The 22,167-nt window shown below is 43.6% G+C and carries 24 protein-coding genes; 12 read left to right on the top strand and 12 right to left on the bottom strand.

Going from position 1 to position 22,167, the window contains the following annotated elements; translation table 11 throughout:
• The first annotated feature begins 5 nt into the window (after window positions 1–5).
• Together msrB and ACIGG7_RS20585 are read left to right on the top strand one after the other, a co-directional pair.
• The gene (gene msrB / locus ACIGG7_RS20590) at window positions 6–1,148 is read left to right on the top strand and encodes a peptide-methionine (R)-S-oxide reductase MsrB (protein ID WP_397550873.1); all 1,143 of its coding nucleotides are present in this window, start codon (window positions 6–8) and stop codon (window positions 1,146–1,148) included.
• Window positions 1,145–1,789 (top strand): Crp/Fnr family transcriptional regulator, encoded by a 645-nt coding sequence (locus tag ACIGG7_RS20585; RefSeq protein WP_397550872.1) that lies wholly within the window; start codon window positions 1,145–1,147, stop codon window positions 1,787–1,789. The genes msrB and ACIGG7_RS20585 overlap by 4 nt, the downstream gene beginning before the upstream one ends.
• A gap of 63 nt (window positions 1,790–1,852) precedes the next feature.
• Here ACIGG7_RS20585 and ACIGG7_RS20580 read toward each other — a convergent pair whose 3' ends face one another.
• Together ACIGG7_RS20580 and ACIGG7_RS20575 are read right to left on the bottom strand one after the other, a co-directional pair.
• Window positions 1,853–2,263 carry a VOC family protein gene (locus ACIGG7_RS20580; RefSeq protein WP_224945068.1) on the bottom strand — a complete coding sequence of 137 codons (411 nt, stop codon included), beginning with the start codon at window positions 2,261–2,263 and terminating at the stop codon, window positions 1,853–1,855.
• A 132-nt stretch (window positions 2,264–2,395) separates the two neighbouring features.
• A complete protein-coding gene (locus ACIGG7_RS20575) occupies window positions 2,396–2,818 on the bottom strand; it encodes an organic hydroperoxide resistance protein (RefSeq protein WP_224944699.1) in 423 nt (140 codons plus the stop codon).
• Window positions 2,819–2,992: 174 nt separating this feature from the next.
• Here ACIGG7_RS20575 and ACIGG7_RS20570 point away from each other — a divergent pair, with 174 nt between their 5' ends.
• Window positions 2,993–3,421, top strand: a complete 429-nt coding sequence (locus tag ACIGG7_RS20570) for a MarR family winged helix-turn-helix transcriptional regulator (protein ID WP_224944698.1) — start codon at window positions 2,993–2,995, stop codon at window positions 3,419–3,421.
• Between the two features lie 147 nt (window positions 3,422–3,568).
• On the opposite strand, the gene ACIGG7_RS20565 is transcribed toward ACIGG7_RS20570, so the two are convergent.
• The 3 genes from ACIGG7_RS20565 to ACIGG7_RS20555 all read right to left on the bottom strand — a co-directional run bounded on the left by ACIGG7_RS20565 (window position 3,569) and on the right by ACIGG7_RS20555 (window position 5,760).
• Window positions 3,569–3,853: a hypothetical protein gene (locus ACIGG7_RS20565; protein ID WP_397550871.1), complete on the bottom strand. Its 285-nt coding sequence runs from the start codon at window positions 3,851–3,853 to the stop codon at window positions 3,569–3,571.
• A gap of 84 nt (window positions 3,854–3,937) precedes the next feature.
• Complete coding sequence (locus ACIGG7_RS20560; protein WP_397550870.1) at window positions 3,938–4,477, bottom strand: flavodoxin family protein; 540 nt, start codon at window positions 4,475–4,477, stop codon at window positions 3,938–3,940.
• A 14-nt stretch (window positions 4,478–4,491) separates the two neighbouring features.
• Window positions 4,492–5,760 carry an APC family permease gene (locus tag ACIGG7_RS20555; RefSeq protein ID WP_397550869.1) on the bottom strand — a complete coding sequence of 423 codons (1,269 nt, stop codon included), beginning with the start codon at window positions 5,758–5,760 and terminating at the stop codon, window positions 4,492–4,494.
• Window positions 5,761–5,870: 110 nt separating this feature from the next.
• On the opposite strand from ACIGG7_RS20555, the gene ACIGG7_RS20550 reads away from it, so the two are divergent.
• Both ACIGG7_RS20550 and ACIGG7_RS20545 read left to right on the top strand, forming a co-directional pair.
• The gene (locus ACIGG7_RS20550; protein ID WP_397550868.1) at window positions 5,871–6,746 is read left to right on the top strand and encodes a LysR family transcriptional regulator; all 876 of its coding nucleotides are present in this window, start codon (window positions 5,871–5,873) and stop codon (window positions 6,744–6,746) included.
• Window positions 6,747–6,846: 100 nt separating this feature from the next.
• Entirely contained in the window at window positions 6,847–8,010 is a 1,164-nt protein-coding gene (locus tag ACIGG7_RS20545; protein ID WP_397550867.1) for an iron-containing alcohol dehydrogenase, read from the top strand.
• A gap of 174 nt (window positions 8,011–8,184) precedes the next feature.
• Here ACIGG7_RS20545 and ACIGG7_RS20540 read toward each other — a convergent pair whose 3' ends face one another.
• Window positions 8,185–8,640, bottom strand: a complete 456-nt coding sequence (locus ACIGG7_RS20540; RefSeq protein ID WP_397550866.1) for a hypothetical protein — start codon at window positions 8,638–8,640, stop codon at window positions 8,185–8,187.
• Window positions 8,641–8,732: 92 nt separating this feature from the next.
• Between ACIGG7_RS20540 and ACIGG7_RS20535 the strand changes: the two genes are divergently transcribed.
• The 4 genes from ACIGG7_RS20535 (at window position 8,733) to ACIGG7_RS20520 (ending at window position 14,471) form a co-directional block, all read left to right on the top strand.
• On the top strand, window positions 8,733–10,154 hold the full coding sequence (locus ACIGG7_RS20535) for a DEAD/DEAH box helicase (protein WP_397550930.1): 1,422 nt from the start codon (window positions 8,733–8,735) through the stop codon (window positions 10,152–10,154).
• Window positions 10,155–10,325: 171 nt separating this feature from the next.
• Window positions 10,326–11,906 carry a long-chain-fatty-acid--CoA ligase gene (locus ACIGG7_RS20530; RefSeq protein WP_397550865.1) on the top strand — a complete coding sequence of 527 codons (1,581 nt, stop codon included), beginning with the start codon at window positions 10,326–10,328 and terminating at the stop codon, window positions 11,904–11,906.
• A gap of 186 nt (window positions 11,907–12,092) precedes the next feature.
• Entirely contained in the window at window positions 12,093–12,950 is an 858-nt protein-coding gene (locus tag ACIGG7_RS20525) for a dimethylarginine dimethylaminohydrolase family protein (protein WP_224944686.1), read from the top strand.
• 141 nt (window positions 12,951–13,091) lie between these two features.
• Complete coding sequence (locus ACIGG7_RS20520; RefSeq protein WP_224944684.1) at window positions 13,092–14,471, top strand: alkaline phosphatase; 1,380 nt, start codon at window positions 13,092–13,094, stop codon at window positions 14,469–14,471.
• A 55-nt stretch (window positions 14,472–14,526) separates the two neighbouring features.
• Here the strand turns inward: ACIGG7_RS20520 and ACIGG7_RS20515 are convergent, their stop codons facing one another.
• The gene (locus tag ACIGG7_RS20515; protein WP_224944683.1) at window positions 14,527–14,706 is read right to left on the bottom strand and encodes an H-type small acid-soluble spore protein; all 180 of its coding nucleotides are present in this window, start codon (window positions 14,704–14,706) and stop codon (window positions 14,527–14,529) included.
• 110 nt (window positions 14,707–14,816) lie between these two features.
• Here ACIGG7_RS20515 and ACIGG7_RS20510 point away from each other — a divergent pair, with 110 nt between their 5' ends.
• Window positions 14,817–14,963, top strand: a complete 147-nt coding sequence (locus ACIGG7_RS20510; RefSeq protein ID WP_397550864.1) for a hypothetical protein — start codon at window positions 14,817–14,819, stop codon at window positions 14,961–14,963.
• A gap of 54 nt (window positions 14,964–15,017) precedes the next feature.
• On the opposite strand, the gene ACIGG7_RS20505 is transcribed toward ACIGG7_RS20510, so the two are convergent.
• Window positions 15,018–15,158, bottom strand: a complete 141-nt coding sequence (locus tag ACIGG7_RS20505) for a hypothetical protein (protein ID WP_224944680.1) — start codon at window positions 15,156–15,158, stop codon at window positions 15,018–15,020.
• Between the two features lie 178 nt (window positions 15,159–15,336).
• Between ACIGG7_RS20505 and ACIGG7_RS20500 the strand changes: the two genes are divergently transcribed.
• A complete protein-coding gene (locus ACIGG7_RS20500) occupies window positions 15,337–16,719 on the top strand; it encodes an esterase/lipase family protein (RefSeq protein WP_397550863.1) in 1,383 nt (460 codons plus the stop codon).
• A 50-nt stretch (window positions 16,720–16,769) separates the two neighbouring features.
• Here the strand turns inward: ACIGG7_RS20500 and ACIGG7_RS20495 are convergent, their stop codons facing one another.
• The gene (locus ACIGG7_RS20495) at window positions 16,770–17,084 is read right to left on the bottom strand and encodes a thioredoxin family protein (protein ID WP_224944672.1); all 315 of its coding nucleotides are present in this window, start codon (window positions 17,082–17,084) and stop codon (window positions 16,770–16,772) included.
• Between the two features lie 124 nt (window positions 17,085–17,208).
• Here ACIGG7_RS20495 and ACIGG7_RS20490 point away from each other — a divergent pair, with 124 nt between their 5' ends.
• A complete protein-coding gene (locus tag ACIGG7_RS20490) occupies window positions 17,209–18,249 on the top strand; it encodes an oxidoreductase (protein ID WP_397550929.1) in 1,041 nt (346 codons plus the stop codon).
• A 45-nt stretch (window positions 18,250–18,294) separates the two neighbouring features.
• Here ACIGG7_RS20490 and ACIGG7_RS20485 read toward each other — a convergent pair whose 3' ends face one another.
• The 3 genes from ACIGG7_RS20485 to ACIGG7_RS20475 are packed head-to-tail and all read right to left on the bottom strand — an operon-like array spanning window position 18,295 to window position 22,010.
• On the bottom strand, window positions 18,295–19,401 hold the full coding sequence (locus tag ACIGG7_RS20485) for a Ger(x)C family spore germination protein (protein ID WP_397550862.1): 1,107 nt from the start codon (window positions 19,399–19,401) through the stop codon (window positions 18,295–18,297).
• Entirely contained in the window at window positions 19,398–20,486 is a 1,089-nt protein-coding gene (locus ACIGG7_RS20480; protein WP_397550861.1) for a GerAB/ArcD/ProY family transporter, read from the bottom strand. Before ACIGG7_RS20480 ends, ACIGG7_RS20485 begins: the two co-directional genes overlap by 4 nt.
• A gap of 18 nt (window positions 20,487–20,504) precedes the next feature.
• A complete protein-coding gene (locus ACIGG7_RS20475; protein WP_224944666.1) occupies window positions 20,505–22,010 on the bottom strand; it encodes a spore germination protein in 1,506 nt (501 codons plus the stop codon).
• Between the last annotated feature and the right edge of the window lie 157 nt (window positions 22,011–22,167).

The following is a 22,167-nucleotide window of genomic DNA, read 5'->3' as shown; positions in this document are numbered from 1 at the left end:
AGACGATGAAAAAAATAGTGATCGGAATTGGATTAGTAATCCTAGTCGGTCTAGGGGCATTCTTCGGACCGAAACTGTATGCCAGCATGACACAGAAATCCCTTGGAAGTGAGCCGGTGAAAACCAACATGATCGATGAAGACCATGAACTCGCCACTTTCGCAGGGGGATGCTTCTGGTGTATGGAGCCGCCCTTTGAAAAACTGGATGGCGTTTACTCAGTCATTTCAGGATACACGGGAGGCGAAGAAGAAAATCCGACATATGATGAAGTGTCCTCTAAACAGACGGGCCACGTGGAAGCTGTTCAAGTTGAATATGATCCCGATGTGATTACGTATGAGCAATTATTAATGATCTTCTGGAGACAGGTCGATCCAACGGATGCCGGCGGGCAATTCGTCGACCGGGGACCTCAATATGTGAGCGGGATTTATTATCATAACGAAGACCAAATGAAAGCGGCACAGCAGTCTAAGAAGGAATTGGCAGACTCAGGTCGATTTAAAGAAGAGATCGTAACAGAAATCAAACCTGCTAAAACTTTTTACAAAGCGGAAGAGTACCATCAGGATTACTATAAGAAAAATAAATTAAGCTATAAATTCTACAGAGCTAATTCAGGAAGGGATGATTTTCTGGATGAGGCTTGGGGAAAAGATCGGCATATCAAACTCGAAACCAGCTCTCTTTATCCTTCCTATACAGATGATGAATTAAAAGAAATGCTTACGGAACTTCAATACAAAGTCACTCAGGAAGAGGGGACTGAAGAAGCCTTCAAGAATAAATATTGGGATAACAAGGAAGAGGGGATCTATGTTGACGTCGTCTCAGGTGAACCTCTTTTCAGTTCGAAGGATAAATTCAAGAGTGGAACAGGATGGCCAAGTTTCACAAAACCCTTAGTTGAAGACAATATTATTGAAGTAGAGGACCGGACATTGTTCATGGTCCGTACGGAGGTCAGAAGTAAACACGCCGACTCCCACTTGGGTCATGTATTCGAAGATGGACCCAAGCCTACAGGATTGAGGTATTGTATGAATTCAGCAGCCCTCAGGTTCGTCCCGAAAGATGAATTGGAAGAGCAGGGATACGGTGAGTTTGTGTCCGAATTTGAAAGTAATGAGGAGGGGGCGTCATGAATTCAGCACCATTGAGGTCGACTTCCTTTATGGAAGATTTGCCAGGGAGGCTCGTAAACTACTCAAAAAAAGAAGTAATCTATCAGCCTTTTTCATTGAGTAAAAATCTTTATATGATTCAATCGGGAAAAGTAAAACTCTATAAGAACAGTGAGGATGGGCGAAAAACCATTCTCATTGCTCTTGGAGAAGGTGAATTCTTCAGTAATATACCCCGCTTCAGTTTAGACGATGAGGGTGTATATGCTGAATCAATCGATACGACAGTGGTCCGGGTGCTCACTCAAAAACAGGTGGAGCGCATAGGGGTCACTCATCACCCGACCTTGACTGAATTGTATTCTGCCCTCAATCAGCATATGAAACAGAGGAGTGTATTCCTTGAACGCATTATGTTTGCCCCCGTCAAAGAAAGAATCCTTCATCTCATGACCTTCCTAATGCCTCGTTTTGGAGAAATGAAAGGAAATTATATGAAAATCAATGTGCATCTGACCCATCAGGATATCGCAAGTTTCATTGGTTCAACAAGGGAAACCGTTACAAGCCTGACGAAAGAACTCATAACAGAAGGTACCATCCTTAAAATCGATAAGTATTATCATATTATGAAAGGGACGGATCTTGCCTTCGGTGTATGATAAGAGGTACTGGGATTTTAAGAAGGCTACTGCGGAAGATGGTAACGCAGTAGCCTATTCATCTTATTTTTTTGTGTAGTTAAGGTCCCAGGTGATGCCAAAAGGATCTTTTACCTTGGCATAGATTGCACCCCAGAAGGTATCTTGAAGCTCCATTACGGCGTTTCCTTTTTCCGTTAATCGTTTGTAATAAGTATTGATTTCCTCTTCACTCTCCAGTTCGAGGACAAGTGAAATATGATTGCCCGCAGTCGGGGCTTGGCCAGGAAAGCTGTCAGACATCATAAAGAAAAGCTCTCCTTTTTTAAATTGAGCGTGCATGATGTGATCTGAAATTTCAGGAGGACTCGGAAAATCCGCCTCGCCGAATGTCTGGATCCCCAGCACTTCCCCTTCGAATACTTCTTTGTAGTATTCCAATGCGTCTCTTGCCTGCCCATCAAAACTAAAATAAGGTGTAGCCTGATGTTTCATCATTTTCCACTCCAATACCCATGAATTTTAGTACTCTTTTATTATAGAACAAGAGAGTGATTAAAGACAAGAACAAATGTTCGATATATTTCAAAAAAAAAGGATGAGCCTTGAAAGACCCATCCATGATGATCAAATTAATTCAGTTTGTAATTCAACATCGATATTCCCATTTGTTGCTTTTGAATATGGGCAAACTCCATGGGCTTTTTCCACTAATTGCTTCGCTTCGTCAAGCTCAACACCGCTGACACCTACGACTAAAGCAACGCCTAACTTGAATCCGCCGTCCGTATCTTTACCGATGGACACCTCTGCGGTTACTTTGGATTCGATTTTTTTCCTTTCCTGACGTGCGACTAAATTAAGAGCGCTATCGAAACATGCGGCATACCCTGCTGCGAAAAGCTGCTCTGGATTCGTGGAGCCTTCAGCCCCGTTGCCACCAAGTGATTTTGGCATTGCAAGTCCTACATCCAAGACTCCGTCGCTGCTTGTTACTTTACCGGCACGTCCACCTGTTGCTGTTGCTTTTGCTGTATATAATGCTTCCATTTCGTTCACTCCTCTTGTTTTTTTGGTTGTGCACAATTTAATATTACAAAACTAATGTTAAAGGTTCAGGTTTGAATTGTCAACAATTAAGTTGTGCAAAATTAAATTTGATAATTGGTATTCTTTTTTGTATGATAATCACAATTAGTATGTTCAAGAAAGGAAACGACATGTATGAAAGATCCACTTTTATTAGAAAATCAAATCTGCTTTAAAATTTATACAGCAGAGAGGGAAATAACGAAGCTCTACCGGAGCCTACTGGAGGAAATCGGAGTCACTTATCCTCAATACTTGGCACTGCTTGTGTTATGGGAAGAAAAAATGATTTCCGTAAAGGAACTGGGGAGGAAGTTATTCCTGGATTCTGGTACCTTGACTCCTATGTTGAAGAGGATGGAAGCGCATGGTCTTGTGGAGCGGAAGCGTTCAATAGAAGATGAACGCAGCGTTGTCATTACCCTTACTGATAAAGGGGAAGCGTTGAAGGAAAAAGCGGAATGTGTCCCATCACGTTTATTGGAGCGTCTTGATATGGACGTCGATGAGGTGATACAGCTGGACAAGACGTTGACGACGATATTGGACAGATTACAGGGATAGGTTAATGAAAATGACAAACTGATTGTACAATGCTCATTCATGCTTGTTCTTTTGGTTGTATCTGATTCCATCATGGCAGCCGGATTCATTTGAATTCCGGTTTTTTTTCTTGCTAAAAGCTCTAATGATGTCAGAAAAACATCCTCATCAAGTCTCTTCCTTCTCCCCACGATAAGCCAGCACCGTAGTCTTCAAGGAAGCATAATTCCCGATCGCCGCATATCCGTAAAAGAAGCCCATGAAAATACCTGAGATGAGATGCCCTCTATGGCTAATGAAGACAGAAATGAAAAGTCCGAGAATGACAGCGATATTGGGTACTAAAAAAGCAGGTGGTTTAAAGAAGGTTTTAATGAGTTGCGTCAGCAAAATGATTACGGGAATAGCAATGACGGCATCCCAAAAGTTTGTGTGAATGGTTGGGAATTCCATAAGCAGCCTCCAATAAAAGGTTTTATTCATACTATTTCCTTATCACGGTAATTTAACAAAAAAAAGATGACCCCTCATGAGGGATCATCCTTTAAATCGTTCATTCCACCGTTCAGCCTTCTCTAATGCCGCTTGATCGTTAACAATTTCACCTGGTTTGACTCCTGACCCAATCAAATAGTCCACGAATTCCATGTTCACGAATTGGAAAATATAATCAAATTGCTGTACAAGAGGAAGTCCTTTTATTTTGGCCGAGCTACCACCGGTGATGACGACATATGCTTTTTTCCTTGTAAGCTCTTCTTTTAAGTTGAAGCGCTCATCTCGTAAATACTGGCTCCAGCGGTCGAAGAAATTCTTCATCGGGCCGCTCATCCCATACCAGTAAAGGGGAGTGGCAAATAATAGAATGTCATGCTCCTCCATTAATTGGACAAGTTGTTCGTAGTCATCCACGACGGGGAGAAAACCTCCTTCAGAATGGCGAAGGTCTTCAATCGGCTCGATATGCATATCGGCAAGAGAAACAATGGTGTGATCGGTGCCTTCCACAATTTTTTTTGCAAGATATTCAGAGTTTCCGTTTTTTCGCGTGCTTCCTAATAGGGCTAATACTTTCATTTTTCAACACTCCTCTATGAATTCAATGGTACCGTTTGCGTCGTTTTCTTCTTAGCATTCCATATGAAGACAATCAATACTACACTTACAGGGTAAAGCGCGACCCAGCCGAGAAACGGGAAGAATCCCAGTGTTAGAACGAGGGAGGCCGTGGAGGCGATTCGTCCGATCTTATGATTCTTCAATAATTTCACGCCTGCTGCAGCACCACCGATATACGTAGCGAAATAGGTGGCATTCGGAAATGGCAGCAGCGTTTCAAAGGACAGCCATCGTAAGTGAACCGCCGTTAACAAGACGGCAAAGATGATTCCGATGAATAATAGTCCCCCGATTGGTGTTTTATAGTTAGAGTGTACCGTACCGAACCATCGGGGTGCCACCCTTTGCTGGGATAATGTATAAGCGATCCGTGAACCGGCACTGACATAAGCGTTGGCGCTTGCGATGGATATAAATAGTGCCGTAATGCTGACTCCAATCGCCCCTGGTTTTCCGAAAGAAAGCTGCACCATGTGACTGAGTGCAGTCTCAGCCATTCCTCCTGTGTAGCTACCAGTACCAACTACCATCACACCCAGCATGATGTATAGGACAGACACAATACCAGCACTCCAAAACACGCCTTTCAGAGCATCCTTACCGGGATCATTGAATTCCCCAGACATATGGGTGACGCTTTCCCATCCAATGAAGCACCAGAACAGGATTCCGATCGTCGGGACCGCTGCCCATATCCCGTTTGGTGCAAAGGGTGTGAAATGCTCGGTCTTCACATGGGGCATACTTGAAAAGATTGCAAACAATAAGACAAATAAAATGAGGGAAATGACCAGTGTCTGAATGAATCCCATTGTTTTCACTCCGAAGAAATTGATCATTAAAACGGTGGCCAATATGGCTGCAGCTCCTAGAACCATCCCAGAGTGTCCCCAGCCGAAAAGCTGCCCTAAGTAAGAGCTACCTGTCAAAGCGATGATGGGTACCCCGGTTGGGACGGAGAGCAGGAACATCCACCCGATGACGGTTCCGAAGGACTTGCCGAATGCTTCTGATACAAAATGGGACACTCCCCCCGAGCTTGGATAAAAAGCAGAAAGCAGTCCCATCGTAAGGGCCAGGGGGACGGCGGCGAGGGAGATGACGATCCACGAGACGATGGATAAAGGACCGCTCATACTTGCGGCCACCCCAGGTAAAAATAATACCCCTGAACCGAGAACGGCTCCTATATATAAAGATATGATTTGTGGCAAACGTAGTGATTTTTGAAGCTGACTCATGATACCCCTCCAACGATTTTCATTCAGATTGGAGTATACCATTGCTGTAAGTATTGGAGTTATCTATAATTATCGATACAAACTATTGTAATTAATGATGGGAGAGACAAATGGATCTGAACTATTTTTATACCTTTAAAGAAGTAGCCAAGTGGGGGAGCTATACCAAGACCGGAGAGGAACTCGGCTATGCCCAGTCCAGTGTAACAACACAAATCAAGAAATTGGAAGAGCATTATCATGTCAAATTATTCGAACGGATAGGTAGAAAAATGAGACTTACACAGTCAGGGGAGGAGCTCTACTATTATGTAGAGAAAATCCTATCCTTATTAGACGAGGCGGAAGAACGGATTTCGAATGAAAGTAATCTGAGGGGAACCTTGCGCATCGGTACAGTGGAATCACTTGCTGCTTATTTCATCACGCCATATATCAAGGATTTAAAAGAAAAGCATCCGGAATTAAAAATTTTGCTCGAGTCGGGACTTTGCCCGAACTTAAAAGAAGGGATCCTTGAGGGGAAGTTCGATATGGCCATCCTGCTTGACCGGTATACAGAACATCCGGATTTTACGACGATCCCCATCCGTCAGGAAAAGTTGGTGATGATCGCTCCGCCAAGCCATCGTCTGCATTCCCTGAAGGAAATGAACTTGAAAGAGCTTGAATCCGAAACCCTCATTCTGACGGAGGAGGGCTGTTCGTACCGGGTCTTACTTGAGCAGCTGTTAAAAGAGGAGAATATACAGGCGAAATCGGTCATTTCTTTCAGTAGCCTGGAGGCCATCAAGCAATGTGTAGCAGATGATTTGGGCATTGCGATCATGCCAGAAATTGCTGTGAGGAAAGACATTGAATCCGGAAAGGTTGTCCAAATCCCTTTTGATCATAAAAAAATTCCGGTTTATACACAAATTGTTTATCAAAAGAAGAAATGGCTGACTCCTCCCATTACACAGTTCATATCATCCCTAACTCAATGAGTATCAATATTATTGATAAATGCTATGAAAAACTATCAATATCTACATGGGTGAAAGAAATGCTAAAATGAAACCACAATCTTACTATGAGGTGCTAAATATGAATACATTTTTACAATACAATCCGACAAAACTCTATTTTGGACAAGATGAAGTGAAGAAATTGTCTTCCATTCTGGACAAAGGTCTAAACGTACTTCTTGTCTATGGAGGTGGCAGCATCAAGCGAAATGGAGTTTACGATGATGTAACGACCGAGTTAAAAAAAATCGGTGCAAAGGTATTTGAATTAAGTGGAGTGGAACCCAATCCGCGCCTGACGACCGTACGTAAAGGTGTAGATATTTGCAAAAAAGAAGGCATTGATTTCATTCTGGCAGTAGGTGGTGGAAGCGTGATCGATTGTACAAAAGCGATCTCAGCAGGTGCCAAATATGAAGGAGATGCATGGGAACTGATTACGGCTAAAGCTCCAATCAATGAGGCACTTCCTTTTGGAACGGTTCTGACACTTGCGGCAACGGGTTCTGAGATGAACTCTGTGTCCGTCATCACCAATTGGGAGACAAAAGACAAATTAGGCTGGGGGTCCCCTCATGTGTTCCCGAGGTTCTCAATCTTAGATCCTGCGTACACCTTTTCAGTACCACGTGATCAGACGATTTATGGGATTGTTGACAGCATGTCACATGCCCTTGAGCACTATTTCCATCGAACTGAAAACACACCGATGATTGACGGGTTCATTGAATCGCTTCTAAGGACGGCAATCGCAACCGGCCCCCGTCTGCTTGAGGACCTGAATTCCTTCAAGCATAGAGAAACCATGATGTATATCAGTACAACCGCCTTCAACGGTACGCTTTCAAACGGAACGGACGGGGGAGATTGGGCCACACACAGAATCGAGCATGCAATCTCGGCTGTTTATGACATTCCCCACGGTGGCGGACTTGCCATTCTTTTCCCTAACTGGCTGGAGCATGTCCTTGAAGAGGATCCATCTAGAGTGAAACAGCTTGCGATCAATGTGTTCGGGATTTCGCCTGAAGGCAAGGAAGATATCGAAGTGGCTAGAGAGGGAGCGAAAGCACTTCGCGACTTCTGGAACTCACTGGGTGCGCCGAATACACTCGCTGATTATGACATTGACGATAGTCAGTTTGATGCCATTGTAGAGAAGACGTTCATTAAACCAGGTGTCGGGACGTATAAAGAAATGGATCATGATAGTGTGAGAGATATATTGAATCGCTCGTTGTAAGTGATTCGAAATAAAAGGTATTCGGCTCGATTTGGAAAGAAAATGGCTGGATTATTCATCCTATCGACCGGATTAAACCCAAAACGGCACTATTCCAAAACCAGCCCAACAAAAAACGAGATCATCTACACACAAAAGGACGAATCGCCAAAACGATTCGTCCTTTTTACATGATCAGCGTCTCCGAAACCCTTCTTCACGCAAATACAAGGCTGCTTCATCATAGCCGCCGAAGCTGTCTTCCAAGTTGTCGCCGGCATATATATTCCATCGGTCATCCTCTTCGATCAATTGAAGAGAGTGCCCTTCAGCATCCTTCCATAACTCTTCTACCGGTGGAACAATATCTTCTTCTGTTGCCAGAAGGTCGATGGAAGCGCGAACGATCTCCCGAAGTTCATCACGAGTGAATTCCCTGATGTTCACAAGTCCTTTCGGATTCGCTTCAAATCCGGGATGACTACCTGTATAAACAAACCCATTTCCGTTTGGATGCAGGTGATACACGACAGTCGTTTTTTCATACAAACTGTCTTCATAGTGGAAGTTCAGCCTGTTCAATGAAACATCCTTCCGTGTAAGCTCAGGAAATTCTTCAATGACAGCTAATTTATCTTCAAATGTCAGCACTGTTATTCCTCATTTCATTTTACGATTTTCCCATTATAACATAGTGCCCTGTTTTCTAAAGGGGATTTAAATGTATAATGGGTATCAAAGAGGTGACCCCATTGAATGATTTTACTTCCTTAGGAATTCAACCTAAGTATGTCAATGCATTGAAAGAACAATCCATTATAGAACCAACGCCGATCCAGAGTGAAACCATCCCTGTCTTATTAAATGGTGAAGACGTGATCGGACAGGCACAAACGGGAACGGGAAAAACGATGGCGTTTCTCCTTCCCATGCTGGCCAAAATAGATCAGGAAAAAGATCAGATTCAGTCTCTTATCGTGACCCCTACGCGGGAGCTTGCGATTCAAGTAACCGCCGAGTTGAATCAAATTCTTGCTGCAACGGAAGATGATATAAACGTATTAGCTGTGTACGGTGGCCAGGATGTTGAGAAACAGATTAAGCGGCTGAAGAATAAAGCGATTCATATCGTGATCGGTACACCAGGCCGACTCCTTGATCATATTCGCCGTGAAACGGTCGACTTTTCAAATGTATCGTTTCTTGTACTAGACGAAGCGGATCAGATGCTTCATATCGGATTCTTCGATGAAGTTGAATCGATCATCCGCGAGACGCCATTTACCCGTCAGACCGCTCTGTTTTCAGCGACGATGTCCAAGGATATCCGCAAGATCGGTAAGCGATACATGAATCAGCCTCATAATGTACAAATTCGCGAAAAAGAAAAGATCGTACAGGAAATTCAGCAGGAAGTCGTTGAAACGACGGATCGCCAGAAACTGGACGCCCTCAGTCAGACAATTCACGACGTCCAGCCGTTTCTTGGTATCATTTTCTGCCGTACGAAGAGAAGGGTCAGTAAGCTCCTTGGAGATCTGAAAGCAAGAGGTTTTCTTGTCGATGAGCTCCACGGTGACCTGTCCCAGGCAAAACGGGAAAACGTGATGAAGAAATTCAGGGACGCGAAGCTGCAGCTTCTTATTGCAACGGACGTGGCTGCCCGGGGACTTGACGTCGAGGGGGTCACGCATGTGTTTAACTATGATATCCCCCAGGATGTGGAGAGCTACATCCACAGAATTGGACGCACGGGCCGAGCTGGGAAAGACGGGCTTGCCATTACCTTTGTCGCATTAAAGGATAAACAGGATCTGGACACTATTGAAAAGGGCATCGGCCGTTCATTGCCTCGTCGGGTGGTAGAGGTTGCTTCGACTAACGTGACTTCTCATGCCCCAAAGGGGTCCAACGAGAGTGCCAAAGATCGCCGTGAAAAGAAGATTCAAGCGAATAAAGACCGTAAAGCAAGAACCTCCAGGGGTGGCAGAGCACGGACGGATGAGACGAACGGTTCATCACGTTCCAGGAGATCCGGCTCACGTCGGAATGATGAATCAACGAGCTCTTCCCGCGGAAGCCGCAGAGGTTCCTCTGAAAGAAGTAACTCCGGGAATAAGAGAAATAGCGGAGGCAGATCCACTTCCAGTCGAAGAGGACGTTAATGTATAAGCATGATGACGATTTCGTCATCATGCTTGTTTTGTTGCCTTGAGATAAATGGCTTGTACGCTTAAAAATCAGAATATTCCCAAAAATAAACAAGAATCTGCTAGAATAAATCCTATACAGGTTTATCTCCCCGTCTTTATCAATCAGAAGGGATGGATGTACATATGCATGTACCATTAGTATTGACGGATTTTCTCGATCGGGCAGTGGAGTTATACGGGAACAAGGTTGCAATCATCGATGATGAAAAACATTTGACCTATCAGCAGCTGAATGACCGGGTCAATCAGCTTGCAAGGGGATTGAAACAATTTGGCATAGAGAAAGGAGACAAAGTCGCGTACTTGGCTCCTAATACGACAGAGATGCTGGAAGGATTCTATGGGGTTTATTCGGTAGGTGGAATCATGACACCATTGAACACCAGGTTAAAGCCTTCCGATTATCTATTTATTCTGACCCATAGTGAGAGTAAGGCTTTGTTTGTCGATGAAGAACTCTATCCATTGGTTCAGCCGATTCTATCAGAAGTGCCTCATTTGAAGCATGTCGTGATTCACGGTAAAACGAGGGACGGACATCCAGGCTATGAAGAATGGCGGGGCTCATTCAGCCGTGATGCTTTTTCTCGTGTTGAATTGGAAGAAACGGATATTGCGTCCCTCCTCTATACGAGCGGGACGACGGGAGATCCGAAGGGAGTTCTTCTCACCCACAGGTCCAATTACGTGCATGCTCTTTCCTCCATGCACCATTTACGGGTATCGGATCAGGATACGCTTCTTCACGTCCTGCCCATGTTCCATGTGAATGGGTGGGGATCACCTTTCTATTATACGGCGAATGGAGCGACCCAGGTGATGCTTCGAAAAGTGGATCCGGCAGTGATTCTGGACAAAGTGGAGAAACATGGCGTTACCGTCATGCACATGGCGCCGACCGTTCTCAATATGCTTCTGGAAACGTATCCTAACAGGGAGCGTTCCATCGGACAGGATGTGAGGGTGGTCATTGCCGGTTCTGCACCTCCGCCGGCATTTGTACGAAAAGTGGAAGAAGATCTGCAGTGGGAATTCATCCAGGTATACGGGATGACAGAAATTTCACCCCTTATCACGACTTCAATCCTAAGGTCATCGGAAAAAGACCTTCCTAAGGAAGAAAGATACCGATTGAAGGCGAAAGCAGGATACAGCATGATCGGAAGCAAGGTGAAGGTGGTAAACGAACTGGGAGAAGAAGTGGCTCATAACGGCAAAGAGATTGGAGAAATCGTGACCAGGACGAATACGGTGATGGAAGGGTACTACAAAAATCCTGAAGCCACAAACCGAACGATCCGTGAAGGGTGGCTTCATACCCGGGATATGGCGACGGTTGACGAAGATGGTTATATTGAAATTGTCGACCGGATGAAAGATGTGATCATCAGCGGAGGTGAAAATATCTCGTCGATTGAAGTAGAAGGAGCCCTTTACGAGCATGACAGTGTTCTGGAAGCAGCCGTCGTGGCTGTTCCTCATGAACGGTGGGGGGAAGTTCCCCATGCGGTGGTCGTCCTCCGGGAAGGGCACAATGTGACGGTACAAGAGCTCATCGAGTTTTCCAGAGAAAAATTGGCCCACTTCAAGGCACCGAAGGATATTACTTTTGTAAAAGAGTTACCTAAAACCGCATCCGGGAAAATCCAAAAGGTCGTGATCAGAAAAGAATTCTGGAAGGATCATGACCGGATGGTGCATTAATGAAAAAAGGCGTGCAGCAGCATGCCTTTTTCTATTGGGGGGTAGACAAACGCCCTTATTTCACCAAACCTGTATGCCCGTCGTCCCTGTTTAGGCTTCTAGAGCATAACTTATAAAAAGATTGTTTTATCATCATAATAACAGGGAAAAGCAGTGTTTAAGAGTAGACAAATGGAGGGCGTAAAGATGAGTTTAAATTCCCCGTTGGTTCCAAATTCCAAAACGTATTGTGCCAATGAGTATGGAAAATTGAAAAAAGTGGTGGTGGTCTCACCTGAGAATATGCAAATCAATGAAATCATCAATGAGACTCAGAAGCATTTTTTAAAAGACAATATTAATATAGATAAAGCAGTTCAACAACATGAGACATTTGTAGACACGCTAGAGAAAAATGGTTCGGAGGTCATTCATCTTCAGCCATCGCCAGAATTCAATGAACAAGTCTTCACGAGAGACATTGGTTTCACGATTCATGATCAATTTTTCGTCTCATCGATGAACACCGATGTAAGGCGCGGAGAAGTGGATACGCTAAAGAAATGGCTGAACGCAAATGACATACCTTATCACGAACTCCTCCATTCCATTGAAGGAGGAGACGTACTCGTTGATGAAGAGAATATCTGGATCGGAGTGAGCGGCCGGACGAATCAACTGGCTATCCAATCTCTGCGAAATCAACTCCCGCAATACACCGTTCATGAAGTGCCGTTAAGGGAAGATATCCTCCATTTGGATTGTGTCTTTACCATTATTTCGAGTGACTGGGCACTCATCTATCCACCGGCATTTTCAAAAGAGGATCTAAAGACCATCAAGGAGCATTATCATACCATCACGGTGACAGATAGTGAACAATTTCAAATGGGACCGAATGTGTTAGCGATCGGTGACGGGAAAATCATCAGTCTCATCCAGAACAAAGCTTTAAACGAGCGGATCGAAGCAACGGGGTTCCAGGTGATCGAACTGGATTTATCGGAAATTATTAAGTCGGGTGGCTCATTCCGCTGCTGTACGCTTCCCCTCATAAGAGAATGACGTTTGAAAAAACAGGTAACTTTACGCCTGTTTTTTTCAATTTTACACATTCTTTACACTCCTGTATTTGAATTGCAAATGCTTCTTCATATTTCCCCTTTATTCTTCTACATGTACCACGAATTATAGGAGGTAGGGAAAATGAAGAAATCAATGAAGAAGATCCTTCCGTTAGCGGTAGTTTCCACATTAGCTCTTGGAAGTGTTATAGGAATGAATCAGGACGACACAGAAGCAAGTGCGAAGGAATCCAAGAACGGCAAAGCCAAGAACGTCATCTTTATGATTGGTGATGGAATGGGTGTACCATATACAACCGCCCTTCGTTACATGAATGATAATCCTGATACGATGGAAATGGAGAAGACGGCATTTGATCCTTACCTTGTCGGACTACAAACGACGTATCCGGAAGATGAAAAAGAAAATGTAACAGACTCTGCAGCTGCCGCAACAGCAATGAGTGCTGGTGTAAAAACATACAATAACGCGATTGCAGTAGATAATGATAAATCAAATGTGAAAACAGTTCTCGAGCAGGCGAAAGAAAATGGCATGTCTACAGGAATTGTAGCTACGTCAGAAATCACGCATGCGACACCGGCATCTTACGGAGCACATGAAGAATCTCGTAAGAGTGAAGATGCGATTGCAAATGATTATTATGATGAAATGATCAACGGCAAGCATAAAATTGACGTTATGCTTGGTGGAGGAACGGATTTCTTTGAGCGTGATGACCGTAATGTGGCAGAACAGTTCAAGAAAGACGGATACAGCTATGTTAAATCGGCTGATGAACTAAAGAAAGATGATAATAAACAAATCCTTGGACTTTTCGCTGAATCAGGAATGGATAAGATGATCGACCGTGATGAGAAGCAACCAAGCTTAGCAGATATGACGACTGCTGCCCTTGACCGCTTAAAAGGTAATAAAGATGGATTCTTCCTAATGGTGGAAGGTAGTCAAGTCGACTGGGCAGGTCATGATAATGATGTTGTCGGTGCTATGAGTGAAATGAGAGACTTTGAACAAGCATTTGAAAAAGTAAGAGACTTTGCTAAAGAGAATGGTGAAACATTAGTCATTGTTACAGCTGACCATTCAACAGGTGGTATCACAATTGGTTCTGACGGTGAATACAACTGGGATCCGGCTCCAATCCAAGCAGCAAAGCATACACCTGACTATATGGCAGAACAAATTGTGAACGGTGCATCGGTTGAAGAAACCTTAGCGAACAATATCGACCTTGAATTGACGAAGGAAGAAATCGCTTCTGTGAAAACAGCTGCTGAAAAAGGCGATCAAACGGAAATCGATAATGCGATCGAAAAGATTTTTGATAAACGTTCAGGTACAGGCTGGACATCGGATGGACACACTGGTGACGACGTTCCTGTATACGCGTTCGGCCCTCAAAAAGAGAAATTTGCTGGCTTAATCGATAATACAGATCAAGCGAACCAAATCTTTGAACTATTAAAGAACAAAGGGAAAATCAAAGACAAAGAGTAAGATGTTTATAAAAAAGACCACGTTGGGGTAACAGCCTACAACGTGGTCTTTTTTCTTATGCCTCTTCTAAATCATTAATACTTACTTCAGAACGCTCTTCCAATGGTCCGCGAAGATGCACAACGGCTGTTTTTCCATCTTCAGATACAGAGTCGATCCAAACGGATACATCTCTATACTTCACTTCAATGTCGGCTGAAGAAGACAGTATCTGCTTTACTCGATTTTGATCCATGTCCATTACCTCCTCAAGTCACTTTCAATGATAGTGTGTCCCATTAAGGAAGAACCATGACCGTATATTTTATATGAAATCCCATATTCTAAATGTGAAAGGGTGATAATATGAAAAAGCAGGAACAGTCAGCAACTGAAGCCAATATTGAATTGAATGAACGATTGTATGGAGGCTGGGATAAGGAAGCTGACCCCGGGCACATTCACGTTGAATCAAACATGATTCCTGTGAATATCCAGGATGAAGACGAATAGTCCTTCTTTCATCATACTGAAACCTGCCTGAACTTCAGGCAGGTTTTTTGATTATTATTTTGTTTTATTTTTCTGATCTTTATTATGCTTATTCCCCTTACTATTGTCCCCGCTGGTGATTTCACTAGCAAACTCTGTCGTTCCTCGTTTCGGTGAATTTTGGTTTTCGCTGCCTTGATTATTTTTCTTTGTCAAAGGAATCCCTCCATTTTAGTAAGTAAGATCGATATTAGTTTTCGATAAGGACATGGGTACTATTCAATTTTGGGAGGATATATGTCTTTATTCCTGAATTTAACAATGAGGGTGAATTTTTATCAATGCTCAACGATAATGAAGGAAAGAACGTCTTTCTTAAGGGAGGGCAATAAGAATGAAAGAAAGTGTGAAGGGAATACAAGGGGATACAGGAAAACCAGGCAGATGGTTCAAAGATGAAGAAGCAGCGAATACGGATGGGTTTCCAATCCTGTTTGTCCATGGCATCAATACATCATCAGAAACGTGGCTATCAGATAACGATATGCTCCGGATTATTCGGGGAGCAGGTTATCAATCTCTATTCATTGACTTGCACAAAGATGAGGATATGTGGACGAATGGGGAAATTTTAGCAGATAAGATACGGGAAATGTACGATTCTTTAAAGGAGAAGCTCGTCATTGTTGGTCACAGTAAGGGAGGAATCGATGCCCAAGCCGCGTTGATCCATTATGGTGCTTCACCCTATGTGGAACGTGTCATCACACTCTCAACCCCTCACCATGGATCGGAGCTTGCAGATCTTGCTTTTAGTAAATGGGCGGGATGGCTGACGGATGCTCTTAAAAGTAAGACTCCTGCCGTCTTTTCATTGCAAACGGGTTATATGAGGGGATTCAGATCGGAAATGGACGAACATGATCTTGCCAAAAGCATCCCCTTTTATACATTTGGCGGTACAGGCTGGGGAGGGGCCCAAACTGAACTCTTTTGGGGCGGTCTATATTTGAGCCGATTTGGTCAAAGTGATGGTGCCGTCCTGGTAAAGAGCTCCCGGCTTCCTTATGGCAAAGAAGTGGAAGTGAGGGACTGGACACATAAGACGATCAAAGAGGGAAGCGAGATTTTTCCATATATGAAGGGTCTGTTTTTGGATGAAGTGAAAGATGTGAATAGTGCTGAAGCAATCAATCACCTGACGGAAGAGGAAACGTCGTTCCTTCACAGGGGCGGGGCAGTGGACGGGATGGGGGTGGAATCCTTCGCTGTGGAAGAAGGAGTAGAGAGACTCACCATTAACTGGGTCAGTAATCAGCGGGATACGCTGTATGAGCTGGTGGGTCCGGACGGTCAGGTGTACAAGCAGTGGGGGATGGCAGAAGATGCTACAGGATTTTTCCCCGGAGCTTTTCACCACACCCACTTTCTTTCAGATCCCATTCCTGGAAGGTGGGAAGTGAAGGCTCACACGTGCCGGAAAGAACATTATATGCTAAGCATTCTCTTTCATAAGAAACCAGCAGTGGTTTCATTGAGTAAGAATGATCAAATATCAAGAAAGACTTATACAATCCATCATATCCCTATGAAGAGTGTGACAAAGCCTTCAACACTCATAACGTCTGAAGATCTGTCATCACTGCCGCTGGCAGACTTTGGGGAAGGAATCCATAACATCACCCTTGACCTGGAAGGGAAAACGGTGGATGGAAACGAGTACCAACGAACGGTGATTCAAACGGTGTATGTGGACGGGAAGGGAAATATCTATTAAGTCAGAAACAAAGGTCCGTCCCTCTGTATAAACGGGGACGGACCTTTGGATTAAAGTGTGTTCAGGAACTCTGTCACTTGTTCTGGTGATTTGGCGTGGGCGCTGTGCAGGTGGGCGATTTTTTCGCCGTTTTTGTAAACGAGCAGACTTGGGATGCCCATGACATCATATTTTTCGGCGATTTCCGGAAATTCGTCCTTGTTGATGTCATACCATTTATATTGATTGAATTCTTCCATGATTTCATCAATGAACATGTCCATGCGGCGGCAGTCAGGGCACCAGTCTGCATGGAATTTTACGATGACAGGTTCTGTTGATGAGATCAGGTCGTCAAAGGTTTCTTTATTTTTGATTGATTGCATGTTGATAACCTCCCTTTCCCATTTATTTTATACAAAACATTGCCGGATTGTAAAACGAATCATTTTTCGTCTGACTTTGTACATGATAATATGAGAATACATTTTGATAGAAAAAGGTGACAATATGCAGCCCATAAAAGTTGGTTTAGCCGGGTACGGTTTTTCAGGACAAAGTTTTCATCGTCCTTTACTATCCCATTTAAAGGAATTCCAAATCGAAGCGGTACTGTCTTCCAATGAAGAAAAAGTGTTGAATGACATCGAAGGAACGACTGTCGTGTCATCACTTGAGGAGTTGCTTCAGAAAGATATCGAATTAGTGGTCATTACGACTCCTAATCACCTTCACTATAGCATGATTAAACAATCGTTATTATCGGGTAAGCACGTCATTGTTGAGAAACCGTTTGTAACGAACAGCAAGGAAGGGGAAGAGCTTTTGGCTTTGGCCAAGGAGAAAGGCCTGCATCTCTCCGTCTTCCATAATCGTCGCTGGGATGCTGATTTCTTAACGATCCAGCAGTTGCTCAAACAGGAAGCACTGGGGCAAATCTATACATACGAAGCTCATTTTGACCGTTTTCGACCTGCCATTAAGGACCGTTGGAAAGAGAATAAGATCGAGGGGGCTGGTGTGTTGTATGATTTGGGATCCCATCTCCTGGATCAGGCCCTTACGTTGTTTGGGAAACCACATTGGGTACAGGCGGATGTCTTTCCTCAACGAAATCCTGATAAAGCGGAAGATTACTTCCTTATCACTCTTGGATATGACGTATTGAGAGTACAGCTGTACTCACGCTCGATCGTCCTCGATCCAGGACCGCGTTATCAGGTTCATGGACTAAAGGGAAGCTACGTGAAGCATGGAATGGATCGTCAGGAAGATGATTTGAAGGCCGGGAAAAATCCTCTATCTGAAGAGTGGGGAATGGAAGACGAAGAAAACTGGGGCGTCCTGACAACCATTTCGGGTGACGATGTGACATCTGAAGTCATTCCATCTGAAAAAGGGGATTACACTCAATATTATCTGGGTGTATATGGAGCTCTAAGAGAAGATAAACCTCTTCCCGTAGGCCCTGAAGACGCTTTACAAGTCATAAAATTAATTGAAGCATGTAAAGAAAGTGCAGAAAATGGACGAGTCATCACCATGGCGTAATAGCGGAAGGCTCCCTTCGTGAGAAGGGAGCCTTTTTAAGTTACATTATTCCACCGTACCTGCTTCTAAAATCTGAACCTTTGCATTCACGTTGAATTTCACTTGCGGATAGATACTGTCTTCCCATTCTTTAAAATCGAAACCACGTATACCATGCTTTTGGTTTTGTCCGATGCCTACAGGATCAATCCCTAACTCCTGGAATTGCTTCAGCATCTTCAGGCAGTTTTTTTCAATATCTTTTTTCATTTGTTTTTCTACTTCACTCACTTTGTCGGGAGTCAATTTTTTACCTGTATATTCCCGGATAATTCCCTTTAATTTTATTTGGATAGACACTTCGACAGGGTCGGTATTATGTTTGACGATAATTTTACTCTTGGATTTAAGACTCGTGACAGAAGCCTCAACGGACTTTTCAATATGGCCGCTGTTTCTTTCTTTCCCCATTTTAATGACGTGACTGCCTTCTGCGTACTTATCCACCAGCAGTTTAAAGTAAAACATATCTTTAGCAGGGATCTTCTTTACCATTTTATCTTTATCAAATAAAGCAACCCCTGTAATAGTGACACTTTCTTTGGAGATTTGCTTTAAAACTGGGAGATACGGTGTCTGTCCTTCTTGAAAATAATCAAATACGAACATATGAAGGTTGGTCGCGGGTAATTCTCTCCGGTTAATGTTATGGTTAATCAGATTGTAGAGGTATGTACCGTTCCCCCTTAATCCATAATTCCCTTTGATGAGTTCCCCTGCTTCTCCCTCTGTGACGGTTAAATAGAGACGAGCTCCGACACTGGCGTCTCTTTGAAGGGAATCCCCGATATCGATGATCCCTTTCCTTGCTAACTCTTCCCCAATCAACACGATGTCCAGGCCGCCGCGTACCAAGGGCTGTTGTGATCTTCTTTCCAGTTTTTCCAATACTTCACGGGTAGAGGAGGCCTCTGCAGAAAGGGTCCCATTCTGAATAGACTTATCGGCTAAATAGATTGGGAAAAGGGAAGTGCCCCTTATCTTATCCTCTCCTTCGTAATCGAAAGCTTTCGCTGTTTCAATATATAAGTCATCCAGGATTTCTCTTTCCACACATCCTGTCAGGAGCATAGAAGAGGTCAGGATAGAAATAAATAAGAAACGTAATTTCATTGTTTACGCCTCACTTTCATCATGATGATCACAAGTAAAAGGAGTACAGGGATGTAAAGATAGTTTATATAAAAGCCAATTTGCCCTGAAATGTTATTCAGGAAGTTCACTTGTTTTCGATCTGCAAAAAACGTAAGAGTAGATAGACATAGGATGCTTATGATTAATAGCGTAGTCCTATGTTTTAACGGTGTCATTCGTTTTAATATCCTGCTTGCACACCAGATGGCAATGCACACGTTTGGAAGAATGATCAAGCACCAATTGGCGATTCCGATATACTCAAATCGTTCCACAAATGGCATTTCGACGATTTTCCACATGGATAGGGTAGCCCAGACGGTCTTTTCCAATTGTTTCTGGCTAAAGAATGCAAATGAAATGACAGCTAATAAAGTGTAGAGAAAGGTTGTGAAAAACAAGCCCCAATGGGCGTACTTTTGAGATTTTTTTGCGTCTTTTACAAAAGGGTAAATGACCAGGATCGATTCATAACCTAAATAAGTCAGGGACATGTTCTTTGTAGAAATCAATAAATCTTTTACAGTATGATCAAAGACTGGTAACACATTTCTAAAGTCTGAATATCTAAAGGTGAAAGCGAAAGTTAAAATAAGATAACTCGGAAGGATGATGCCGAAAAAAGCCGTTCCGGTAATTGTTCGGACACCGCCGTTCACAATATAATAGACAAGCATGAGAAAGAATAAGGAGAAGAAAAACGTACTTAATCTTGGGTACATCCACACCTGCAACACCTCGATATACGTCCTCAAAATGGTGATCACGAGCAAACTGAAATATACGACAAAAAAGAAATTGAATACATTCCCGATCCATTTTCCAAAGACAAGAGTATGAGCAGACACAAGATCTCCATCCACCTTATTTAAAATAAGGTACATCATGATCATAATAATGTGAGTGGATATCCCTGCCAGAATGACAGAAATCCATCCATCATACCCTGCATTTACTGAAATGATACGCTGGAATCCGAGAACTCCCACCCCTACTTGGATGGAATGAACGAGAAAGAAGACAAGGAACGGCGATATTTTTCTTCGATCTGGAACCGGCTTCACTTTGATCACCTCCTACCATTATTCATCAATATCAAGCTTTTTCTTCCCTTCTGCCTGGCGGAATCTAAATGGCTTCTTTGTCCGTAAATATTCCGGACGCCCTCTTTGTTTACTGAAAGGAAGTCGAATGAGTGCATCTTTAAGGTCCTTTACCCTGGGCGGGTATAGAGGCTCTAAAAAAGGTCTGCCTAAAGACGATAACTGTAAGAGATGTCCCATAAGAAGGCAGAAACAGAAAACGATCCCCAACAATCCCCAAAGTTGTGCGAATAAGAGGAAGGGAAAACGCAGTAGACGAATGGTATTACTCATGCGATAAACGGGTGTAGTGAAGGAAGCCAGGGCAGCAAGTGCCACCAATATGAGCAGTACATTACTCGTGATCCCCGCTTCAACGGATGCCGTCCCGATTACGATACCCCCAACGATACCGATCGTCTGGCCGACCTTGGTCGGCAGTCGCGCCCCTGCTTCCCGCAGCAGTTCGATCGTCAATTCAAGAAACAACGCCTCAAGGATCGGAGGAAGGGGAATTTCCTGCCTCGATGTAATGAGGGTAGCCATTAAGTCCTTTGGAATAAGTTCATAATGATACGTCAGTGCCGCCACATAGATCGGTGTAATCAAAATGGAAAAGGCCACGGCAAATACACGAACGAGACGCAGGAATGAGGAAATGAAGAAATTCAAGAAATAATCCTCGTATGCGTTGAAAAATTCTACGAGAGTGGTTGGCCCTATCAACGCATGGGGAGAACCGTCCACTAAGATGGCAATTTTCCCTTCCACTAATACAGAAGCGACCCGGTCAGGTCGTTCAGAGTCCAATAGCTGAGGGAAGGGGGATTTGCTATTATCGGCAATCAACTGTTCAATAAAGGAACTGTCCATGATTTGATCGAAGTCCACATCCCTTAACCGCTGCCGCACTGTATTGACGTTGGCTTCATCTGCCAATCCATCTATATAAAGCAGTACGACACGGGTGTGGGTAAGCTTTCCTAGGTTGAACTCCTCCACCAGCATTTCCTTGATGGGGAGCCTTTTTCTAAGCAAGTTTAAGTTATCGCTGAGTGATTCGACGAAAGCCTCTTTAGGTCCGACGACGCTGAACTCTACTTCCGGTTGGGAAACTTTCCGCCCCATTTCATTTTTCGTTGCGATGAAAGCGAATTTTCGATTTGAAGCATCCATTGTTAAGAGAGTATAACCGTTATAGAGCTTCTGTTCGATTAGTGTTTCATCTGTAGAAAGTTGAATATCCAATACTGGAACCAACGTTTTTAAATCATCCAGGGAATGAAATTCCTTGGATAGTAATGAGGGGAGAACGTCCTCCTGCAGGATTTTTCCATCTATCAGCGTCGTGACAAAGTGCAGGCTGAACTTGACCCCGGTGTGGGGGTTTTGGTAAAAGGCCTGTTTGTAGTCAGCGGATTTTTTCGCTTCCTTTCTCAGACTCTCATATGATTGTTTCTTCTTACTCTGATCGTTGTTCTTCTTGTTTTTAAAGAATGGAAACATACTAATCCCTCATGTCCGATGTATGGTCTATCCTGTAGTGTTTCCGAAAAAAGGAGAAATATGAAAAAAGGAGGAGGATGAGGAAAATAATTGGAGATGGATGCGAATGTGGAGTCGTGTGCCGAGGCTGTAAAAGAAAAAAAGCTGGAAGGGTAAT

This window comes from Rossellomorea sp. NPDC077527 (assembly GCF_044542955.1).
In the GTDB taxonomy this organism is placed as follows: Bacteria; Bacillota; Bacilli; order Bacillales; family Bacillaceae_B; genus Rossellomorea; species Rossellomorea aquimaris_E.
The sequence above is the reverse complement of the archived record's forward strand: the minus strand, read 5'-3'. Positions and strand labels throughout refer to the sequence as shown.